17 protein-coding genes are annotated in these 21384 nt (G+C 33.9%); 3 read left to right on the top strand and 14 right to left on the bottom strand.

From position 1 onward, the window contains the following. Positions 1 to 18: 18 nt before the first annotated feature. Positions 19 to 339 carry a PTS galactitol transporter subunit IIB gene (locus tag OZX58_RS01200; protein WP_277141157.1) on the bottom strand — a complete coding sequence of 107 codons (321 nt, stop codon included), beginning with the start codon at positions 337 to 339 and terminating at the stop codon, positions 19 to 21. Further along, positions 336 to 794: a PTS sugar transporter subunit IIA gene (locus OZX58_RS01195; protein ID WP_277141156.1), complete on the bottom strand. Its 459-nt coding sequence runs from the start codon at positions 792 to 794 to the stop codon at positions 336 to 338. The genes OZX58_RS01200 and OZX58_RS01195 overlap by 4 nt, the downstream gene beginning before the upstream one ends. 164 nt (positions 795 to 958) lie before the next feature. On the opposite strand from OZX58_RS01195, the gene OZX58_RS01190 reads away from it, so the two are divergent. Beyond that, positions 959 to 1702 (top strand): DeoR/GlpR family DNA-binding transcription regulator, encoded by a 744-nt coding sequence (locus tag OZX58_RS01190; RefSeq protein WP_277141155.1) that lies wholly within the window; start codon positions 959 to 961, stop codon positions 1700 to 1702. A 22-nt stretch (positions 1703 to 1724) separates the two neighbouring features. Beyond that, positions 1725 to 2675, top strand: a complete 951-nt coding sequence (locus tag OZX58_RS01185; protein WP_277141154.1) for a 1-phosphofructokinase family hexose kinase — start codon at positions 1725 to 1727, stop codon at positions 2673 to 2675. Between the two features lie 62 nt (positions 2676 to 2737). Here the strand turns inward: OZX58_RS01185 and araA are convergent, their stop codons facing one another. From araA to OZX58_RS01150, 7 genes are read right to left on the bottom strand one after another with little or no spacing between them, the layout of a single operon-like run. Next, positions 2738 to 4159: an L-arabinose isomerase gene (gene araA, locus OZX58_RS01180; protein ID WP_277141153.1), complete on the bottom strand. Its 1422-nt coding sequence runs from the start codon at positions 4157 to 4159 to the stop codon at positions 2738 to 2740. Positions 4160 to 4170: 11 nt separating this feature from the next. After that, complete coding sequence (locus OZX58_RS01175) at positions 4171 to 5325, bottom strand: sialidase family protein (RefSeq protein ID WP_277141152.1); 1155 nt, start codon at positions 5323 to 5325, stop codon at positions 4171 to 4173. Next, on the bottom strand, positions 5322 to 6827 hold the full coding sequence (locus OZX58_RS01170; protein WP_277141151.1) for an alpha-N-arabinofuranosidase: 1506 nt from the start codon (positions 6825 to 6827) through the stop codon (positions 5322 to 5324). The genes OZX58_RS01175 and OZX58_RS01170 overlap by 4 nt, the downstream gene beginning before the upstream one ends. Positions 6828 to 6845: 18 nt before the next feature. After that, the gene (locus OZX58_RS01165; RefSeq protein WP_277130743.1) at positions 6846 to 8105 is read right to left on the bottom strand and encodes an oligosaccharide MFS transporter; all 1260 of its coding nucleotides are present in this window, start codon (positions 8103 to 8105) and stop codon (positions 6846 to 6848) included. A gap of 14 nt (positions 8106 to 8119) precedes the next feature. Beyond that, complete coding sequence (locus OZX58_RS01160) at positions 8120 to 9088, bottom strand: family 43 glycosylhydrolase (protein WP_277141150.1); 969 nt, start codon at positions 9086 to 9088, stop codon at positions 8120 to 8122. Between the two features lie 30 nt (positions 9089 to 9118). Next, positions 9119 to 9847: an L-ribulose-5-phosphate 4-epimerase gene (locus OZX58_RS01155; protein WP_277141149.1), complete on the bottom strand. Its 729-nt coding sequence runs from the start codon at positions 9845 to 9847 to the stop codon at positions 9119 to 9121. A gap of 1 nt (position 9848) precedes the next feature. Continuing rightward, positions 9849 to 11453, bottom strand: coding sequence for an FGGY-family carbohydrate kinase (locus OZX58_RS01150; RefSeq protein WP_277141148.1), 1605 nt, complete (start codon positions 11451 to 11453; stop codon positions 9849 to 9851). Between the two features lie 315 nt (positions 11454 to 11768). Between OZX58_RS01150 and OZX58_RS01145 the strand changes: the two genes are divergently transcribed. Further along, positions 11769 to 12851, top strand: coding sequence for a GntR family transcriptional regulator (locus OZX58_RS01145; protein ID WP_277141147.1), 1083 nt, complete (start codon positions 11769 to 11771; stop codon positions 12849 to 12851). Positions 12852 to 12932: 81 nt separating this feature from the next. Here OZX58_RS01145 and OZX58_RS01140 read toward each other — a convergent pair whose 3' ends face one another. The 5 genes from OZX58_RS01140 to OZX58_RS01120 form a co-directional block, all read right to left on the bottom strand. Continuing rightward, positions 12933 to 14426: an alpha-N-arabinofuranosidase gene (locus OZX58_RS01140; RefSeq protein WP_277141146.1), complete on the bottom strand. Its 1494-nt coding sequence runs from the start codon at positions 14424 to 14426 to the stop codon at positions 12933 to 12935. Between the two features lie 9 nt (positions 14427 to 14435). Next, positions 14436 to 15968, bottom strand: a complete 1533-nt coding sequence (locus tag OZX58_RS01135; RefSeq protein WP_277141145.1) for an MFS transporter — start codon at positions 15966 to 15968, stop codon at positions 14436 to 14438. 5 nt (positions 15969 to 15973) lie between these two features. Beyond that, the gene (locus tag OZX58_RS01130; protein ID WP_277141144.1) at positions 15974 to 17647 is read right to left on the bottom strand and encodes a polysaccharide lyase family protein; all 1674 of its coding nucleotides are present in this window, start codon (positions 17645 to 17647) and stop codon (positions 15974 to 15976) included. Between the two features lie 83 nt (positions 17648 to 17730). Next, on the bottom strand, positions 17731 to 18633 hold the full coding sequence (locus tag OZX58_RS01125; protein ID WP_277141143.1) for an ROK family protein: 903 nt from the start codon (positions 18631 to 18633) through the stop codon (positions 17731 to 17733). A 9-nt stretch (positions 18634 to 18642) separates the two neighbouring features. Continuing rightward, positions 18643 to 21135 (bottom strand): hypothetical protein, encoded by a 2493-nt coding sequence (locus OZX58_RS01120; RefSeq protein ID WP_277141142.1) that lies wholly within the window; start codon positions 21133 to 21135, stop codon positions 18643 to 18645. Between the last annotated feature and the right edge of the window lie 249 nt (positions 21136 to 21384).

Here is a 21384-nt window from a genome sequence, read left to right as displayed (position 1 = left end):
CATCTCCTATACGATTTGTTATTTTGCCTGTTTAACAATATCAGCTACTTTTTGATTAGCTTCATCTTGTCCCATACCAGTTAGCCATGGTAAACCTACCATACCAACAACGTTGTTTTGATCAAGTGCTTCTTGAAGTTCCCCATCAGCTGGAGCAATGCCAACATAAATAATGACATTAGCATCATTTTCAACAGATCCTTTGGCTTCTGCGACAGGCTCTGGCGTAGCTTCAGCAATTTGATCTAATCCTTGGTCTGCTAAAAAATCATTAATTTTATTAGCGACTTGAGGACTAGTAGCAACGCCCGTTCCACAACAAACTAAAATAGTTTTCATTTTGATAATCCCTCAAACTTTCTTTCAACTAACTGAAGCATCTTTTCAGTAGTAGTTATCTCTTTAAATTGCCCAACAAAGTTTTCATCTTGAAAAGCTGAAATTATTTGAGATAGCAATTCTGGTTGCTTTTTACCATTCTTTAAACCCAAAAACAAAAAATCACTAGCTGTAATCTCAGCATTATCACCCATTTGTCTTAATTTTAATGGTTGATTAGTTCTCGCAATATATATAAATGGTCGTTTGACATATTGTGGATCCACATGTGGCAACGCTAAGGATATTTTCGGGAACTTTAATCCAGTCGGATAAGAGAGCTCCCTCTTCTCAAGACTCGTAATATAACCTAAATTTGCATACTTCAAATTGATGGCTCTTAACCCCACCAAATCAAATAACTGCTCTTCAGTAGACACAGAAACATTTAAATCAATTAAATTTTCGTAAAACAATACTTAAACCTCCTTTCTTATTATGTATACGTTTTCAATATAATACCTAAGTTGAACATTGTCAACCTAAATTTAACAAAGATAAACACAGAATTACTTTTATTGTTCAGGAATGTTTGCTATACTATGTGTGTAATATAATTCTAGTATGAAGAAGTGATTTTGTGAGTTTACAAGAAAAAAGATTAACAGAGATTAACAATATTCTAAGTAAAACAGGGTTTATGACAACTGTTGATATTGCAAAAAATTTACAAGTTTCACCAATGACTATCAGACGTGATCTTAAGCGCTTAGAAGAACAGGGAAAAATAACCAGGATTTATGGCGGTGCCCAAAGCAATAATCAGACAGAATCAACAACAAACGAAAAATTAAAGAAAAATATCGTTGAAAAAAAAGAAATTGCCAAATTATTAGCAAATGAAATTACTAATAACTCAACAATTTTTTTAGGTGCGGGAACCACTTTACTAATGGCAGTACCCCTATTAATACCGAAGAATTTGACCTTTGTAACTAACAGTTTGCCAGCTTTTAATGAAATAAATAAAAGTGACTGTCGTTTATTACTTACTGGCGGTGAATTACATAGAAACACCGAAGAATTCTTAGGAGAAAAAGCTGAAAATATTTTTAATGGTCTCAATTTAGATTATGCATTATGTTCTACCAATGGAATCAGTGAAAATCGTGTTACAACAAGCACAATACCTGAAGGCAACATTCAAAATATTGCCATTGCACATTCTGAAAAATCATTTGTTGTAGCAGATCACACTAAATTAGATCATTCAGATATTATAACTTTTCAAAAATTAGATAAATTTGATTGTTTGGTAACAGATCCAGAAATTGAAAATGAAAAAGTTAAGAAATATTCAAAATATATTAAAATGATTTACTAATAATTTAGAATAGGAATAGATAATGGATATTACAATTACAGTCAACCCATCCGTTGACCGTCTATACCAACTCAAAGAATTAAAAGTAGGCTCACTTAATCGAGTCAATTTAATAAAAAAGATGGTTGGCGGTAAAGGAATTAATGCTGCTCGTGTTGCATCTAATCTTGGTGCAAAAACAGCAGCAACAGGTTTTTTAGCAGGTTACAATGGTCAATATATTGAAGATCAGGCATGTGAAGATCAATATACTGCTGATTTTATTAAGATTGCTGGTAACACCCGCAATTGCTACACAATAATTCAACAAAATAATAAAAAAACAGAAATTAATGAACACGGAGACTATTTATCTTCATTAAATTTCACACATTTACTCAATAAATTGAAATCATTAATAGGCAATAACAAAATTTCAGCAATTTCTTTAAATGGTAGCTTACCTCCTACTCAAATTAATAATTTTTATACTAGAATTATTAGCCTAATTAGGACGCTGGACCCAAAGATAAAAATTATTTTGGATACTTCCGGTAAAGCTTTAACGGAAGTATTAAAAAGCAACTTGTTGCCTGACTTTATTAAACCTAATGAACAAGAAATTGCAGATCTTCTTTCAACTACAGTAACTTATGATTGTTACGCTTTAAAAAAGGAAATCACTCAAAGTAATCTAAATAAAATTCAAAATATTATTGTTTCATTAGGCGACAAAGGTGCATTAGTTAAACATCATGATCACTTCTTTCAAGTAAAATTTAATCCAGTAAAGGTAGTAAACACTGAAGGATCTGGTGACTCGGTTGTTGGTGGACTATTATATGCATTAGACAAACAGCTTGACTTCGAATCTGCTATCCGTTGGGCAATTGCTTCGGGAACAGCAAACGCTATGGAAACAAAAACAGGTTTTGTTCAAAAAAATAATGTTAAACAAATAATGAAAACCATTGAATTGGTTCCCATCAAATAAAATAAAAACTTCAGTAGATTCAAATGTCTACTGAAGTTTTTATTTTATTTATAATATTAGCCTTATTCAATATCACATAAGTTAACGCCATACATTGTAGCCAAGTCGCGAACTTGTTCTTCAGTAGCTGCAAATGACATTACAGTATGGTGACCACCACCAGCATGAATCCACTTAGTGGCACCTTCTTTAAGGCCAGGTTTTGGTGTCCACATTTGCTTAGCAACAGGTAAGTGTGGTGTTTCCTCAGCTTTATGACCAATTACTGGATAAGTAACAATCTCGAAGTTATCACGGAAGTCAGCCAAAGTTACATCAACAGCGTCGCCCTCACCACCGGAGAATACCAGCCGCGCAGGATCATCCTTGCCACCAATGTCTAATGAGTGAACTTCAACCCGTGGCTTTTCAGAAGCAATTGATGGGTCAACTTCAAGCATGTGTGAGCCTAAAATAGCTTCATGACCCTTACGCAAATCAAGAGTATAGTCTTCCATAAATGCAGTTCTCTTGTTATGTGTCATAATCTTAAAGATCCGCAACAATCCAGCAGTCTTCCAGTCACCTTCGCCGGCAAAGCCATAGCCATCACGCATCATCAATTGAGCTGACAAACCTTCCAATTGCTTCATTCCGTGCAAATCTTCAAAGTTTGACGTAAAGGCAGTATAGCCACCACGTTCAAGGAAACGTTTTAAAGCAATATATTGTCTTAATTGATAGCGAACAGTATCTTCATAAGCTTTTGCATCCATATCGCCTTGAACCATAATGTAGCGCGATTTCAGGTCAGCATATTCGTCATCAATTTCAGATTCTTTAACTTTGTCCATTTCGTCAATTAAGTCACCAACAGGATAGTAATCAACTGTCCAACCTAATTGAATTTGTGCTTGAACCTTATCACCTTCTGTAACGGCAACATTACGCATCGTATCACCAAAACGACAGATCTTAGTCTTAAATGATTCGTCATAAGCAACTGCAACATCTTCCCAATCAGCAATTTGCTTTACAACTTCTGGATCTTGCCAGTGACCATAAATAACCTTATTACGCATATTTAAACGAGCATTGATATAGCCATATTCCCGGTCACCGTGAGCACTTTGATTCAAGTTCATGTAGTCAAAGTCCATCGTTTCGTAAGGTATGTAATTTAAGTATTGTGTAGCAAAATGCAACAATGGCTTTTGCAATAATTGTGATCCGCGAATCCAATTCTTAGCTGGTGAAAAAGTATGCATCCAAGTTATTATCCCAGCAACATTATCATTGTAGTTGGCTTCTTTCATAAACTTAGTGATTTCATCAGCAGTTGTTAGTACTTCTTTAAACACAATTTTATATGGTAAATTGCCATTTTCATTTAGACTAGCAACAATTTTTTTGGAATTCTCTGCAACTTGACTTAAAGCTTCTTCACCATAAAGGTGTTGACTCCCAGCAGCAAACCAAAATTCATATTTTGGAATAGATAACATTTATATTCTCCTTACTTAAAACTATAGATCATCGAGGTTAATGAATTACTGTTAGGATCAGTTGGTGACTTAAGCGGTCCACCACTTACAATTAATAAATCATCATTAGGCAATACAGTTAATGAGCGGGAGTAAGCAAGTGGCATAGAAATTTTTACATTTTGCCATGCCCCATTACCATTGTGCTTATTAACATATAAATCACCGCTGCCATCAGTATTTGCTACAACATCACCATTGTGCATCACTACTACATACGGGGCTCCACCATAAGCTAGACGTGTTCCTTCATCGCTTGCATTCCAAGTTAAACCATCATTTGAAATTTTATAATTTGTACGCCATTCACCGGAATTAACAACTTCATAAGTCATAATATATTTACCATTAGCCATTTTAGCTACAGTAACCATTCCTGGTCGAGCTTGTTCTGATTTAAAAGCAACATCATCCACTTCGTTTGACCAGTTAATTCCATCAGTTGAAACACGATGAGACAATTTTTGACTATGCGCAGGTTTATCTCGTTCATCTGAAAAGTAGCAAACTAATTTATGATCAACTACATTAACAAACGGCTCCCATACAGGACCATTACTGGTTGTATTTACATCAGCATAGCCACCAGTAGCAATAGTACTTAAATATTTCCAACTACGAGCATGATCCGTACTATAATACAAAACAATTGAAGTTTTACTTAAATCACCAGGAATAGAGTTCCCCGCACAAATTATAGTCCCCTTAGGCATCTTTCCGATTTGTTCTGGCAATTCATACAGAAATGGTTGATAACGATTGCCCCATGCCTGGCCATTAGATGCAAAATTATGTGTATCTTTAATTTCACTAATCTTTGACCACGTCTTACCATTATTTAAGCTTTCAAATATTAAAAAAGTGGGGGTATCGCTAACATAATGTTCTGACGTTACATAAAGTCTTCCGTTATATTTTGTACTTGTATGACTTGTAACTAAACCTCTTCCATACAAAAAACTAGGACTTTTTGTATCTGGAAATTGCGTCTTAGTTGCAATCGTAACTATTGGGCCATTCGTATCTGCTTGAGCTGTATTCTTTGTATATCCAAAAGTTAAGCCGAGCGAAGCAAGTCCTAATATTAATAAAAATCTTTTCTTATTAAGCATTCTCATAATATTCATCCCTTATCTTTTACAGATAGTCTTATCATATTCCACGAATATGCTTCTAATTTACCAACAACACGATTACTATCAAGATTTAATTGCTTTAATTCTTCAATTTTCATTAATTGATCTTCATTAGTTTGTTCTAAATCATAACCACAAAATTGCGTTGCTTCAATAATATTTATAGCTGGAAAATCATCTATTTCATAAGAAATTTCAACTTCTTTATCTGCTTTATTTTCAATAAATAAAACTATTTCATTTTTAGCAGAATTGTACGCAGCTGATGTTTCAACATAAGGAACTACTCTATTTTCCAAGCTGTAACTTTCTGAATGACTTTGAACCCGTAAAGTTTCGCCTTGACCGTAATTTGATATTTGCATAAACGGATAAAAAATTGATTGTAACCAAATTGTTGGTGTTCCAGAAATATTAGTCATTATCGGAGCAATAACATTTACTAATTGTGCTAAACAGCCAATTTTAACCCGATCGGCATGATTCATTAATACCATTGCTAATGATCCTACTACTAATGCATCAGCAAAATTATAATGATCCTCCAATAAAGGTGGTGCAATTTGCCAAGGCTTTTGTTTATCGTCAGCTTTTTTAGAATGATACCAAACATTCCATTCATCCATAGCTAGATACATCGTCTTATTTTGGTGTTTACGTGCCTTAACTGCATCACAAATTGCAATTACATCATTAATTAAACTATCAAGATCAACTGATGATGATAAAAACTTTTTAATATCATGGTCATCATTATCGTAATATTGGTGAAGGGACAGATAGTCAACATCATCATATATATGGTCTAAAATTGTCTCTTCCCATACACCAAAAGTATCCATAGTATGTAAAGAACTACCACAAGCTATTAACTCAATAGTTGGGTCAACAATTTTCATTGCCTTAGCAGTTTCATGGGCTAAGCGACCATATTCTGTTGCTGTTTTATGGCCTATTTGCCATTCGCCATCCATTTCATTGCCTAAACTCCATAACTTAATATTAAAGGGCTCAGTTTGACCATTTTTAATTCTTAGATCACTTAAATACGTACCTTTAGGGAAATTGCAGTATTCAACTAAATTTCTGGCAGAATCAATTCCTCGTGTACCAAGATTAATCGCCATATCAGCTTGAGCACCGATAGTTTGACACCACTTCATAAACTCATGAAGTCCAAATTGATTAGTCTCTATACTTTTCCAAGCCAGATCTAATTTAACTGGACGCTCTTCTTTTGGTCCAATGCCATCTTCCCAATTGTATCCTGAAACAAAATTACCACCAGGATACCTAATTAGAGGGACGTTTAACTTTTTAATCGCAGAAACAACATCTTTACGAAAGCCATTTTCATCAGCTAGCGGATGATCCGGTTGATAAATGCCAGTATAAACACCACGACCAAGTTGCTCAGTTAAAGATCCCCACATTCTAGGATCAATTTTACCAATTCGATTATCACTGTTTATCTTAAAACTAGCCTTTAACATAATTAACCTCTATTCGGCTCAATTAGTCGACTTTGCAACAGGCTCTTCTTCAACTTCTCCAGCTTGTACTGGATCTTCTCTCTTTAAAGTAAGTGCTGCAAATAAAGTAATAACAAAGACAAAGATACCCATCATAACGTATGTATGTTGATAACCCATGCTATCGTATAATTTACCCGCAAGCGACGAGAATATGAATACCGATATTTGTTTAGCAAAATTTGACGCCATTGCATAAACTGTTGCATACAAACGAATATCAAATGCTCCTGAAATATATTTAGTAATTGAAGTTAAAAGTAATGGCATTTCTAATCCAGCAAGTAATCTGAAGAAGACAATCCAACCCCAAGTTGGTGATAAAGATGAACCTAAAATTCGAATACAAGTTAAAAATCCATAAGCAATTAATCCATTTTTGGCACCAATTTTGTTAATAATCCAAGGCATTGGAAACATTAAGAAAAATTCAATTAAAGTTTGTCCAGAAGACATGTAACTGTAAACCAGTGTACCTTGGGCAGCTGTAGCAAAGAATGTCTTGAAGAAAATAATAAATTGTTGGTCAAAAACATCAAAAATAGCTGAAGCTCCCATGTAGAAAATTGATAATACCCAGAAATTCTTACTCTTAAAAACAGAACCAATGATTGACATATCTAACGAATTAGAAGTATCACCAGCTGCTGATGCATTAGCTAAATTGATTTTGTCACTAAATAGAAGTAAACAAACAAAGATAGCAGCTGCAATCGAACAACTCCAGAAAATAGCATTTGGTTGCCATAAGAATAACCGACCAGCTACAAGTGAAGCTACAATTCCGGCAACTGAACCACCCAAACGAGCATGTGAATATTCAAAGCCATTAGCTAAACTAGCACGTTGAACATACTCTTCGACTACACTGACGCCACCGTTTAATACAAAACTAAGAAATGTACCAGTAACAATTGCAACTAAGAAAGAATTAACTTTCATTAGTGGAATAAATAGCCATTGGAAATACGGTCCAATAAAAATACCAGCGATACCAATAATTACAATCAAGTTCTTTTTAAATAGTAACTTATCCGAAATAATTCCAAAGAATGGTTGGAAAATCAACGAAATTCCGGCCATCATTGAGAAAACTAATCCTGATTCTGTACCATTCAGGTGGCCTACTTGTTCCATCCAAAGGGTCAAATAACCATTAACAGTTGCCCAAATGAAGAAATAGGTAAAATCTGTAAATGGGAAACCCCAAAAGTGTTTATTTTTAGTTTCTGTATTCATTCTTACTACCCTCTTTATTTATAGTTATATGGTACTGGTTTACCAAAGTTTGGCGTACCATCATTATTCCAACTAAAAGTTTGAACCTTTGTATGGCGGTTTGGATCATATAATGGATCGCCCTTAATATCGGTATAATCTCTACAATGATAAACTAAAACATCTGTTTCCCCATCTTCTGCCTTAGTAAATGAATTATGGCCTGGACCATATTGTTTTTGCTCTAAATCACTTCTAAATACAGGTTCAGCATTTTTACTCCAACTCTTAGGATCTAATAAATTCGATTCGTCAGAAGCAGTTAACATTCCCATACAATAATTTTCATCTGTAGCACTTGCAGAGTACGTTAAGAAGAACTTGCCACCATGGTGAATTACTGCTGGACCTTCATTTACCCAAAAGCCTCTAGTTTCCCAATCATATTCAGGCTTTGAAAGCATTACTGGATCTGTCTTGAGTGTCCAAGGATTTTCCATTTCTGCTATATATAAATTAGAGTTACCCTTAATATCTGGATCTTTTTGTGCCCAAACATAATAAAGCTTATCTTGATACTCAAAACATGTAGCATCTAGTGAAAAACTATCCATCGGTGTCATCACCCGACCACGTTCAATCCATTTATCTTCAGTTGTAATTGGATTATCTTCATCACATTCAATACAAAACATTCTATGCTGGAACATACCATTTTCATCAAAAGCGGTTGTTTCTGCAGCGGCAAAGTAAATAAACCACTTGCCTTGGATATAATGCAATTCTGGAGCCCAAATTAATTGGCTCATTTCACCCTCATCATGTTTACGCCAAATCGTTCTCGGTGCAGCGTGAGCTAGGCCTTCCAAAGTTCTAGCTCTTCTTAATTCAATCCGGTTGTAAGCTGGTACTGAAGCCGTAAAATAATAATAACCATCTGTATGTTTATAAATAAACGGGTCTGCTCTTTGAATAATCAAAGGGTTAGTATACGTATCTGTCATTTTAATTAACTCCCTTTTTTAAAAATTTTTCTATTTTCTCTTTGCATGTGTCTGTGATTGTGCATTATTTTGACCATAATAGGCATTCTTACCATGCTTGCGATAATAGTGCTTATCCAGTAAGTATTGTGGTAATTCACTATTAGCCCTTGTTAGTTGCAAAGTGTGATAATCTTCCTCAGCCACTACTTCTAGTACCTTAGCGTTATATACCGCCTTTTTGGGCGTCTCACCCCAGCAGAATGGACCATGTTGACTGACCAATGCTCCTGGAGTCGCCTCATAATCTAAACCGCGTTCTTTGAATGTCCGCACAATCGCTTGACCCGTGTAACCTTCATAATCTTCCTCAATTTCAACCTTAGTTAAAGCATCAGCTGCCGGAATTGCATTATAAAAGGTATCAGCATGAGTTGTGTTCATTGCAGGAATATCCATTTTGGCTGCCGCAAAGGCTACAGCCCACGGTGAATGGGTATGGACAATACCGCCAATCTTAGGAAAGGCATTGTACAAGAAAGTATGCGTCGGCGTATCACTTGATGGGTTTAGCGTACCTTCAACTACCTCGCCTTTAAGATTAACCACCACCATATCATCGGGTTTCAGTTGTTCATATTCCACACCTGAAGGTTTGATAACAAACAAGCCGCTGTCACGATCAATCCCAGACACATTGCCCCAAGTAAAGGTAACCAAATCCAGCTTAGGTAATTGCATGTTAGCTTCATAAACTTCTTTTTTCAGTTGTTCTAACATTCTATTCTTCCTCGTCCTTTAGTATTTCCGCCTGATTTTCAAGTTCTAGTGCTAATTTATAGCGATCAATATACTTTTGTGCACCTTTGACACCTTCAGGCTCTGGACTTAAACTCATCATTTCTGAATTAACAAAAACTTGATTATCGAGATAATCTGCCAATGCGACTGATTCATTTTGTGCAGCGTATTGCGCAAGCACTGCCATGCCCCATGGGCCACCAACACTGGCATTAAGCATGACGGAAATTGGCAAGTTTAAGATATTAGATAATACTTGCTGTCCAACTACCGGTGTTTTAAATAAGCCACCTTGTGCAATCATGACATCAGTCTTGACATTCTCTTCATCTGTCAAAACATCCATCCCAATCTTAAGCGGAGCATAAGCCGAATAAAGTTGTGCCAACATAAAGTTTGCTAATGTAAATTTACTGTTAGGAGTTCTAACAAGCATTGGCCGACCTTCATCGGTATTGGTTACTGGCTCACCAGAGAAGTAACTATAATTAACCATGCCACCAGCATCTGGGTCTGACTTAGTAGTATTTAAGAACAACGTACTATACAGTTCATCTGCAGATAGGTTTCTACCTAAACGCTCAGCAAACTCCTTAAAAATTTCTGCCCAAGCATTAATATCAGAAGAACAATTATTTACATGAACCATAGCTACTGGTAAGCCATCTGGAGTTGCTACAATATCGATATCACGGTGAACCTTCTTAAGAGGCTTATCCAGAACTACCATTGAAAATTCAGAAGTGCCAACAGAAATATTACCGGTTCTAAGTCGGACACTATTAGTACTGATCATACCGGTACCAGCGTCACCTTCAGGTGGTGCCATTATACTACCACTTTGCAGTGTTCCAGTTGGATCAAGCAACTTAGCACCTTCTTCAGTTAAATGGCCAGCTACTTGTCCTGCAGTCAAAACTTTCGGTAAAATATCTCTAATTTTCCACGGGTATTTGATAACTTGTGGCAAGTTATCAAATTGTTCGAGCATCTTGGAATTAAAGTCCCCTGTCTGATCAATCGGGAACATCCCTGAAGCATCACCAATACCAACGCTTTTTTCGCCAGATAACTTCCAGTGAACATATCCAGCTAAAGTTGTAATATATGCAATATCCTTTACATGCTTTTCATCATGTAAAATAGCGTGGTATAAATGTGCTATACTCCAACGAAGTGGGATATTGAAATTAAATAAGCGTGTTAATTCACTGGCTGCATCATCAGTAATCGTATTACGCCAAGTTCTAAACGGCACTAGCAATTGATCTTTTTGATCAAATGCTAGATAGCCATGCATCATGGCACTAATTCCGATCGCATTAATTTTTTCAATCTTAACATGATACTTACTACTAACATTAGCTGCAAGCTGTTTATAACTGGCTCTTAATCCTGACCAAATCTCTTCATCTGCATACGTCCAAATACCGTCTTTTAAACTGTTTTCCCATTGAAAAGTACCTGTCGCAATAGGATTAAATTGACCATCTATTAGCACTGCTTTAATTTGTGTTGAACCAAATTCAATTCCTAAAGCAGTTTTTCCTGACCGAATTAATTCAGCTGTATCCGTGATATTCAACAAATCACATCTCCATTTCTAATCTCATTAAATTGAGATGTAGCTACGCTCTCTAGAAAGCGATTACATAATATAATATTTATACGTATAATTCAAGCTCTCCTAAAATTCATTCGAATAATTATTAATAAAAATATATTGGTATATCACATTTATTTACTAATTAAAAATATTTTTATTTTTTTACCCAAAATTTTTTCGCGTAATTTCAAAATTTATTAATTGATATTTATCAACAAAGTGCTAAACTATTATTTTAAGCATGATATTTTTCGTAATATATAATTTATTCGGATAAATATGGAGGTTTCTAAAATGAAAAGTGATTATCTCACAATTAAAGAGACTCTAAAAAAAGAAATAACCTTTGGCCACTTTCAAATTAATCAGAAATTACCAACTGAAACTGAATTAATGCAGCAGTTTAACAAATCCCGCTATGCTGTTCGTAAAGCGTTAACTGAACTACAAAATGAGCATCTAATCTATAAGGTTCAAGGCAGCGGGATGTTTATTCAGGACTGGAATAAAAAATGGCAGGTTAATCCCGAAAGTAAAACAATTGGATTAATCTGCACCCATATCGCAGACTATATTTTTCCTAAGATAATTTCACAGATTGATAATGAAATAAGTGAAAAAGAATATTCCTTACTATTGGCTAACACCCATAATCAACCTTCAAAAGAACGTGAAAGCCTAATTAAAATGCTTGACTCACAAGTTGCAGGATTAATTATTGAGCCAAGTGAAAGTGCCAAGACTAGCCCAAATCTCGATATCTATAAACGAATTGCTAAAAGTAAGATTCCACTGTTATTCATCAATGCGGAATATTCTAAATTGAATTTTCCATCAATCACAAATGATGACAAAAAAGCAGAAACAGAGCTTATCAAGTACCTGCTTAAGCTAGGACATCAGCGAATATTAGGAATATTTCAAGTTGATGATCTTCAAGGAGTACATCGGATGGATGGTTTTGTAGAAGCTTATCAAGAAACCAACTCCAATCTCTCTAACAGCAGTATCATCATGTATAATTCTCATGATCCCTTCCAAGCAATCAGCAAAAAAATAGCCTTTTACTTAAAAGATAGTCAGAAGCCCACAGCAATCGCTTGTTACAACGACAGTTTGGCCTTATTAGTCTTAGATATGCTTAAAAAAATGCAGTTAAAGGTTCCAGAAGATATTTCACTGGTTGGATTTGATGATTTTGACTCAGCCGCATACCTAACACCAAGTTTAACGACGATGAATTACGAGCGAACCTCTGTTGGCAAAGAAGCAGGGCAAGGGATTTTGAAATTAATTCACGGGAAAAAACTTAAATCCATTGTTCACTATCCTAAGTTAAAAATAAGAGCTTCAGTTGCTAAACCTATAGAAAAATAAATGCATTAAAAAAACAGATTAAAAGTTGTTATCGAAAAACACTTAATCTGTTTTTTAATCTATTTAACTAAAATAATTATTTTAGTTAGCAGATAATCTAATCATATTCCATGAATATGGTCCCAACTTACCCGCTATACTATTTGCAGCTACTTTAATTTTAGATAATTTTTCTAATTGCATCGCTTGATCTTCATTGGTTTGTTTCAAATCATAACCACAAAATTGAGTTGCATCAACTAAGCTAACATCCGTACAACTAGTCAATTCATAATTAAATTGGGACTCCTGATCAGACTTGTTCTCAATAAATAAAACAAGCTCGTTTTTATCAGAATTATATACCGCACTTGAGCTAATATACGGCACTGTCATATTTTCTACCGTATAGCTCTTACAGTTAGCTTCAACTTTTAACGCCTCACCTTGAGCATAATTAGAAACTTGCATAAATGGATAAAAAATAGATTGCAGCCAAACTGAAGGCTCTCCCTCAGTATTGGTCATAATTGGTGCAATAACATTAACAAGCTGTGCCAAACAACCAATTTTAACTCGATCAGCATGATTTATCAGTACCATTGCCATTGCACCAACAACCAATGCATCTGCAAAATTATAATGATCTTCCAATAAATGTGGCGCAATTTGCCAAGGATCTGCTTTAGCATCAGCATCTTTAGAATGGTACCAAACATTCCATTCATCCATGGCTAAATACATTGTCTTATTTTTATGTTTACGAGCCTTTACCGCATCACAAATTGCAACAACATCATTAATAAAATTATCAAAGTCAACAGAAAAGCCCAAAAACTTCTTAATATTATGTTCATTATTATCATAATATTGGTGCAAAGAAAGATAATTAACATCATCATAAACATGATCTAAAACCGTTTCTTCCCACTTACCAAAAGTTGCCATCGTATGGCTAGAGCTACCACAAGCAATTAATTCAATTGAAGGATCAACAATTTTCATTGCCTTTGCAGTTTCATGAGCTAAGCGTCCATATTCTTCAGCAGTCTTATGACCAATTTGCCAATCGCCATCCATTTCATTGCCTAAGCTCCACAACTTGATATTAAATGGTTCCGTTTGTCCATTCTTAATTCTCAAATCACTCCAATAGGTTCCTTTAGGAAAATTACAGTATTCTACTAAATTTCTAGCAGCATCAATTCCCCTAGTTCCCAAATTTATTGCCATATCAGCATTAGCATTGATTTTTTGTACCCAATTCATAAATTCATGCAGACCAAACTGATTGTTTTCTATTGTCTTCCAAGCTAAATCTAATCTAACCGGACGTTTATCTTGGGGGCCAACACCATCTTCCCAATTATAACCAGAAACAAAGTTACCACCAGGATATCTAATTACTGGCACATTTAGTTCCTTAATCGCGGCAATTACATCTTGGCGACATCCATTTTCATCAGCTGTTGGATGATTTGGTTGATAAATTCCTGTGTAAACACCTCGACCCAATTGTTCAACTAATGACCCCCACATACGTGGATCAATTTTACCAATTACATCATTTATATTTACTTTGAAATCAGCTTTCATTGCTTTCTCCTATGATTTTTTATGGTATGTCATCACATTATTATTGCCCCAACAATTTTCATATTTAAAGCCGGTCAATTGTTCAACAACCTTCTTAGTTTTAGGGGTAACATCTGCCATTGAGCCACCACTACGTAAACGAGCAATTTCATCAATAACAATTTGATGGTTTGTAGTTGTCAATTTAAAGAAATACGAAATTATAATACCGATAATCGCTAATATTATTGGCACTACTGTATATAAAATCAAAAGTGCATTAACCGTTCCTTGACTTTGAACATGTGACTTTTCAACAAATCCTGTTGCTTGTAGCAAGAAACCAAGAATTAAAGTTTCTAATGTACTAAAAATCACATCTAAAGTATTATTAACGCCGGAATATTGACCTTCACGCCTTTTTCCTGTGACCATTTCATCAATATCTGGAATAAAGGTAAAAATGAATTGCGTTGAATTAACTACTCCCGTTTTGGCAAAATTAAGAAGTACTGTCAAAATTATAAATAACAAAGTCATGTGAGCAGGTCTAAAAATTGCAAGTGCCATAATTGCTAAACACACCGCAATTGTTGCAAAGTCACCTACTCGATAAGTAAATGGACCATTAGTTTTCGCAGTAAGCCACATAAAGAAAATTAAGAATAAAATTCCGAAGATGAAACCGGCACTAGTAGAAACCGCAACAGCGTTAGGTGTCAATAACAATACAAAGATAATAAAGTAAGTATTAATATTGCCCCATAAAGATCTAAACATTTGTTCTGACAGATATAAACCTAAATAAAGAAGATATGACTTAAGTCGTAAACAAGATAGGAAATTCCAAAACACTAAAGAAATTTTCTGCCAACCTTTTTCTTCTGTCTGTTGCTTTTCAGTTTCCATTATTGTTGATTGGTCATATGGCCTTTCATAGACAGACTTATAAAAACAAATTAACATAATTAAGGCTATAACATCATAAATTGCAGCCGTCACAAAATAACTCATCGAATTATTCTGTCCTAACAGTTTAAAAATCCAAGTGATGAATAAAGAAGCAAAAATTCCAGCAACTGCTGCAGCTGCTTGATTAAAACCAACAAGCTGAGCCCTTTGTTCTGAATCTTGTGTCATTTCTGACATAAAAGTCAACTGTGGCATTGTAAGCAGTGGTTGAGCAATATAGTACAAAATAAAGAAAATAAAATACATATATGTTGGCATATTAGGTATCCACATTAAAATATAAAGTATACATTTAAGCGGTATGCCTAATATCAGCATAGACTTACGTCGACCAAATTTACGACCAAACTTAGTTTGATAAAGCCGATCAGAAATATAACCATAAATAGGTGTTAGAACTGCACCGATAATCTTAGAGATCGTAAACATTAGAGTAACAAGTACAATACTAATACCTAAAAAGGTTGTATAGTAGTACATCTGCCACGTATTTACCATTGTTTCCGTTACACTTGCTAGTTGATAGCTTGAAAAGCCTAACTTTTTGATAAACGGAATTTTCTTATTTTCATATTCTTTGTCTAAATTCATTAATTTTACTCTCTTTCAGAAAGCTTAATCGAATCATACATTATATAGCCAGTAGTCTTTATCGTTATTATATTATGAGACTGTAGGATTTCATCTTTCAATGATATTTGCCATAAATGATAGTTTCCACTTTTTAACGCGGATCGATAAGCTGAACGGTCATTGTTAAATTCATGACTAAATTTATATTTTTTATTAATCGTAACTTCAACTAACGGATTAAACCCATTTTTCATATTTTTTGTTGTTACACCAGCAAAAGCAAAACTTAATATTATATTTTCATTTTGTTCATTATGTTCCAAGTCAAAATGTATTCGCCATCGTCCGCGATCATTTTGCAAATAATACCAGTCTGTACTTTCTCCAATAACATAATCAAGATTATCTGGAACCAAATTTTGCCAACAATAATTACGTAATTGATCGCTAAATTTAAAACCAGCCGTAGTATGACTACTTTGTCCAATTTGCCATAATATTTTTTCGTGACTATTTAGATCAAACTTCTTTTCGGTGATTTGTGAACAATTTACCTCGATTTCATCAAGAACATGAGTGTCAAAATCTGCACCATCAATTGCGTATGCACAAAGCCAATAATGTCCATATTTAATATCAGTAAAATAATAGCTACCATCTATTTGCGTGCAAGTATCATAAGTAAATCCTAACTTTTGCTGATTTATTGGTTCTTTGGATGGATCAGAAGTCGTAAGAATTATTCTATAAGTTGAAGAAATATTACTATCTATTTTTCCATTAATATTGGCCAAATCTGTAATCATATCTTTTTCATTAAGCCAAGGGTATGGAAAGTCTTTTTTCTCTTGAATAGCCTGATTTTGCGCATCTTTAACAGAACCATTATTTAAATAAATAACCCAAGGTCCATAAACCTTAGACCAATTGCTAGGAATAGTAAATAATCCTTTACCAAAATGCTCACTAACTAAATAATTTAAAACTAAGCCATCATAATGAAGCATTAAATCTTGATTAAGTGGGCCGCAACTATAAAAGCTTTTATCAGGTGTCAGTATCCATAAGCCGATATTATCACCAAATTGTCCCCAAACATTAGTATCTTTAAAATAACCAGCATAATCATACTTAGAATAAACCAAACTATTGTCATATAGTGATCCATTTTTCATTAAAAAGGTTTCATCCTGTAACTTTTTTCCAGCCATCATTTCTTTAGATGATGGCTGGAAACCACTTCTTTCGCCATTAAAACCTATCTTAAATAAATTAGGATCCAGTCGATAAACCGTTCGTAATTCATTAATTGCAAAAGGTTGGGCAATATTATTCCACGCCTTTACATAACTATATATCTTGTCTTCACTTTTTTTGAGAATAAAATGATAGGCTAGCCCTAATGCCTGAGTATTATCTATAAAAGATATATGAATAATGTTTGCTGTATTTTCAATTATTTTTATCTTTTTTGGTTTTAGATTAACTGTCTTACCATTGGTATGATAATCACAATAAAAACTATGATTTCTATCCGGATCGGTAGGTTCACCTGTCAAATTGTCCAAACACTCTTGACCATGAAATTTTAATGAATATGCAAAACCATTTTTATCAAACAAAAGAGTGATGTTACCATTCATTAACTTAACTTCATGTGTTTGCATAGAAACCTCAACTTTACAGTTTGATTCCATAATTGATCACCTCCTAGTAATTATTTTAAATAAAAGAGTTAGACAATTATTTAACAAATTAATCTAACTCCTTACCAAAATAATTATTTTTTTACTAAATAGGCAGCACCTAAAATACCGGCGTCATTTCCTAAACTTGCTAATTTTAGTTGAACATGTTCCTTGTTATTTAAATATAAGTACTTCTTCATGGAATTTTGTATCTTGTTTCTTAGAAATTCACCAGCAGCTGAAACTCCACCACCAATAATCACTTCTTCAAGATTAAGTAAGTTCACTGTATTTGCAATCCCTAATCCTAAAAAATCACAAGCAGTATCTACTACTTCTAAAGCAATTTGTTCACCGCTTTTAGCCCGATTAAAGACTTCTTCAGCTGTCGTTTTACTAATACTGTTTTTTGAATAATGCTTATACAATCTGACTATTCCTGTAGCTGATGCAACAGTTTCTAAACAACCTCGATTACCACAACTACACATAAAACCATTTGGATCAACAATCACATGGCCCAATTCGCCAGCAGCTCCTAGAGACCCTGAAACCAACTTACCATTTAAAACAATTCCAGCACCTACACCTGTACCCAGTGTCACATAAAGAATATTATTTGATGAACATGAACCACGCCAAATTTCACCTAAGGCAGCCACATTAGCATCATTTTCTACTCTAACAAGTGTATTTAAATTTGATGATACATAAGATGCGATATCAATATTGTCATGCCAGCCTAAATTATTACAATCATAAACTGCCATAGTTTGAGGATTAACTGAACCGGGTACACCAATACCAACACCACTAAGTATAAAATCATGTTCTGTTTCATTTTTATAACTAGCAGTAATTGCATCTAACATTTGAAACTCATTATTAGTTTTTATTGTTGGTAATGACCATTTTTTTAAAATCGTTCCAGTCTCAGAAATAAATCCTAACTTAGTTGTTGTACCACCAATATCTGTCCCTAAGAGAACTCTCATGCAATTCGCCTATTCTTCATCCAAAAAATCGCCAATCTTTAAATATTTTGCTTCTTTTGTTGGCACTTCTGTACCATTAACTACCAATTTTTGATTTCCAATTTCAAAATGATAGCCATCAGCTTCAACAGTTTTATTAGAATCATCAATTTGAAATCTATCCATTAATTCTTTTTCTGATGGCAATTTTTCATTAACTTCAAAACAAGTCAAGAAAATAAAATGATTACGTCCTGAACTAATAAATTCACGCTTAGTTTCCGGACCAAATTCAGTTTGCTTAATAGGATTAGAAAAGTGAACAAAACCTGCAGCATTTCCTTTTCTAAATGCCACCCAATTAATACCTATCTTTTCTTCATCAAAGTCCCAAAACGGATAATACATATGAATAAACTGTAAATCATCATCGGTCAAATTATAAGTCATAAATTGATAATTATGATATTGATTAATTTGAGGCATTCTATTATTACCAGCCCAATAACTTGGCTTATGATCCCCACTGAATTTTCTTTCACCTGGGTTAGTAATCCAAATATTATTAACCATTCCCTTTAGGGCAATATTAATATTGTGTTGTTGAACACCATGCTTACCAACTTGATAATTAATTACACTAGCCATTGCGTATTCTGGAGTTTTGTAAATATATGAATGTGCCTTATTAATTCCCTGAATGTATTCAAACTTTAGTGGAGATTTAGGTTCGAACAACTGTGCTAATTTTTCATTTGGCACATAATCGGATAAAGCAAACGGAACAACATCTCTTAATGCATCATTAAAACAACCGATGTTAAATGCAACTTTAGAAAGACTAGCAATTTCACTCAAAGCAATATTTTTCAAATTATGCTCATATACTCTACCGTATGTCGAAGCATAATTTTTGCCATATGAATTCATTGCTATAATTTGGAAACAAAAATCTAGCGCCTTTTTGGCCAAGTTCTTAATATTTTGATCAGGTGCTGCATTGTATAAACTAAAGAATCCAATTAAATCAATTGGCATATATGTAAGTGAGTTCCATTCAGCTAAGCCATATTCAAAAAATTCATCAAACCAATCTTCAATTTGCTTTTTACCTAGATCATATTGTTGGCTACCTGTATTGCCACTTACTTTAAATATTTCATCAGGAAACAGATATCCTGCAAAGTAGCGAGCAATATGGAATAACAATGCATGATTTTCACTAAAGTACCACATAACATCATTACCCGGCTCATCAATCCAAAATCTGAAATTAAGACAAATATGTTTCAATTCGTCCTTAATTGCTTGTGGAACCTTATTAGGATACTGTAATAAGAACATCAATAATGGAGCTAAAATAAAGTCTGAACAATCACCATGGGTATTAACTAGCTTTAAAGCACTCTCTAATTCAAATGGTAATTTATGGCCAGCTTCATAAGTCAGATCTTGTCCCAAATACATCTTAACCATTGCGACATTAATATCATCCAAGTTTTGTTTAGCATAATATTCTAGTGCTTGATGTTTACGCTCATTTAAAGTTTTAGCAGAAATAACATCTTGATAATTCTTTGTGTTATAGACTGTTAAAGTAATAATTCTAGTTACCCACGAATTATCCGGCATTAATAATCCAAACTCGACTCTAGTCAAAGAAGCAAATTGGAATTTAAAAGTATTTCCTAAAATATATTCATGTTTACCTGTCTGAATATCAATTTTATGATCGCTATGCTTAAATTCAGTAATATTGCCACTTTGCATATCAGAATACGGATCATCTGTTGGAGGATTAAATCGAATTCTTAATTTGTTGTCCATGTTGGCATCAACAAAAAACTTAATATCACCATCATCATAGTAATCTTTTAAGAAATAGATTGAAGATAAAGTATTTTGAGCTTCCACCAATTTTTCACCATCATAAGTAAGTGGCAAATGACCAATTAACTTTTGATCACTCAAATTAATCATAGAGAAGATGAAATCGACATCACGTTCACCCAAATCATCAAAATAAACTACAACTTCATTTGAGCCTTTAGCAAATTTAAGTACAGTATCTTTAGATTTAGTTGTATTACGAGTATAGTTTTTATAAGTAACTTGTAACTTTTTATTTACCCAAATCTTTATACCACCGGGGGTTGAAATTCTAAAAGGAATTTCAACTTCTTGAGTACAATCAATATATGTTTTTGCCCAGCATTTCAATATTGTAGGTACTGGTAATTCGCTTGATAAGGTAACAAAGTCGTCTTCAAATCCCGAATATACCCGCGAATATTCAACAGTATCATCGTAATCTTGCTTATCAATTACTTGATGCTGTAAAAAATAGGCTCTACCGGGATATTCATTATCAATACCTTCCATCTCATATTCATATGGACTTGGTCGCAACCCTTCCTTAAATTTACGCGGAGGAACTGTACTCTGTCGTTCATATTTAATAGGCGTTAACAAAAAATCAGTAAGGGATTCATGACCCTCTACTTCATAATTTTTTATATTCATTTTTTCTCCCATATGTTGGTAATATAATTAGCTTCCAATGGAACCGCTTCCTATAATAAATCTATCATATGGACTTAGTTATTTCAATATTTTTTAAACTGTACCAAATTCAGATTAGACAGATTAATAAATATAATTAACCTAAATAAAATTAATGTTTTAAAGTAATTTAAGCTAGTTAACTTAGTCTAGACCAATTTTATAATTAAATTTTTGCAATAAAATTTTGCTTGATTTAATAGGTTTTCA

Source organism: Lactobacillus sp. ESL0680, assembly GCF_029392855.1.
Taxonomy (GTDB): Bacteria; Bacillota; Bacilli; order Lactobacillales; family Lactobacillaceae; genus Lactobacillus.
Note: the sequence above shows the minus strand (reverse complement) of the source record. Positions and strands in the feature narration are given on the sequence as shown.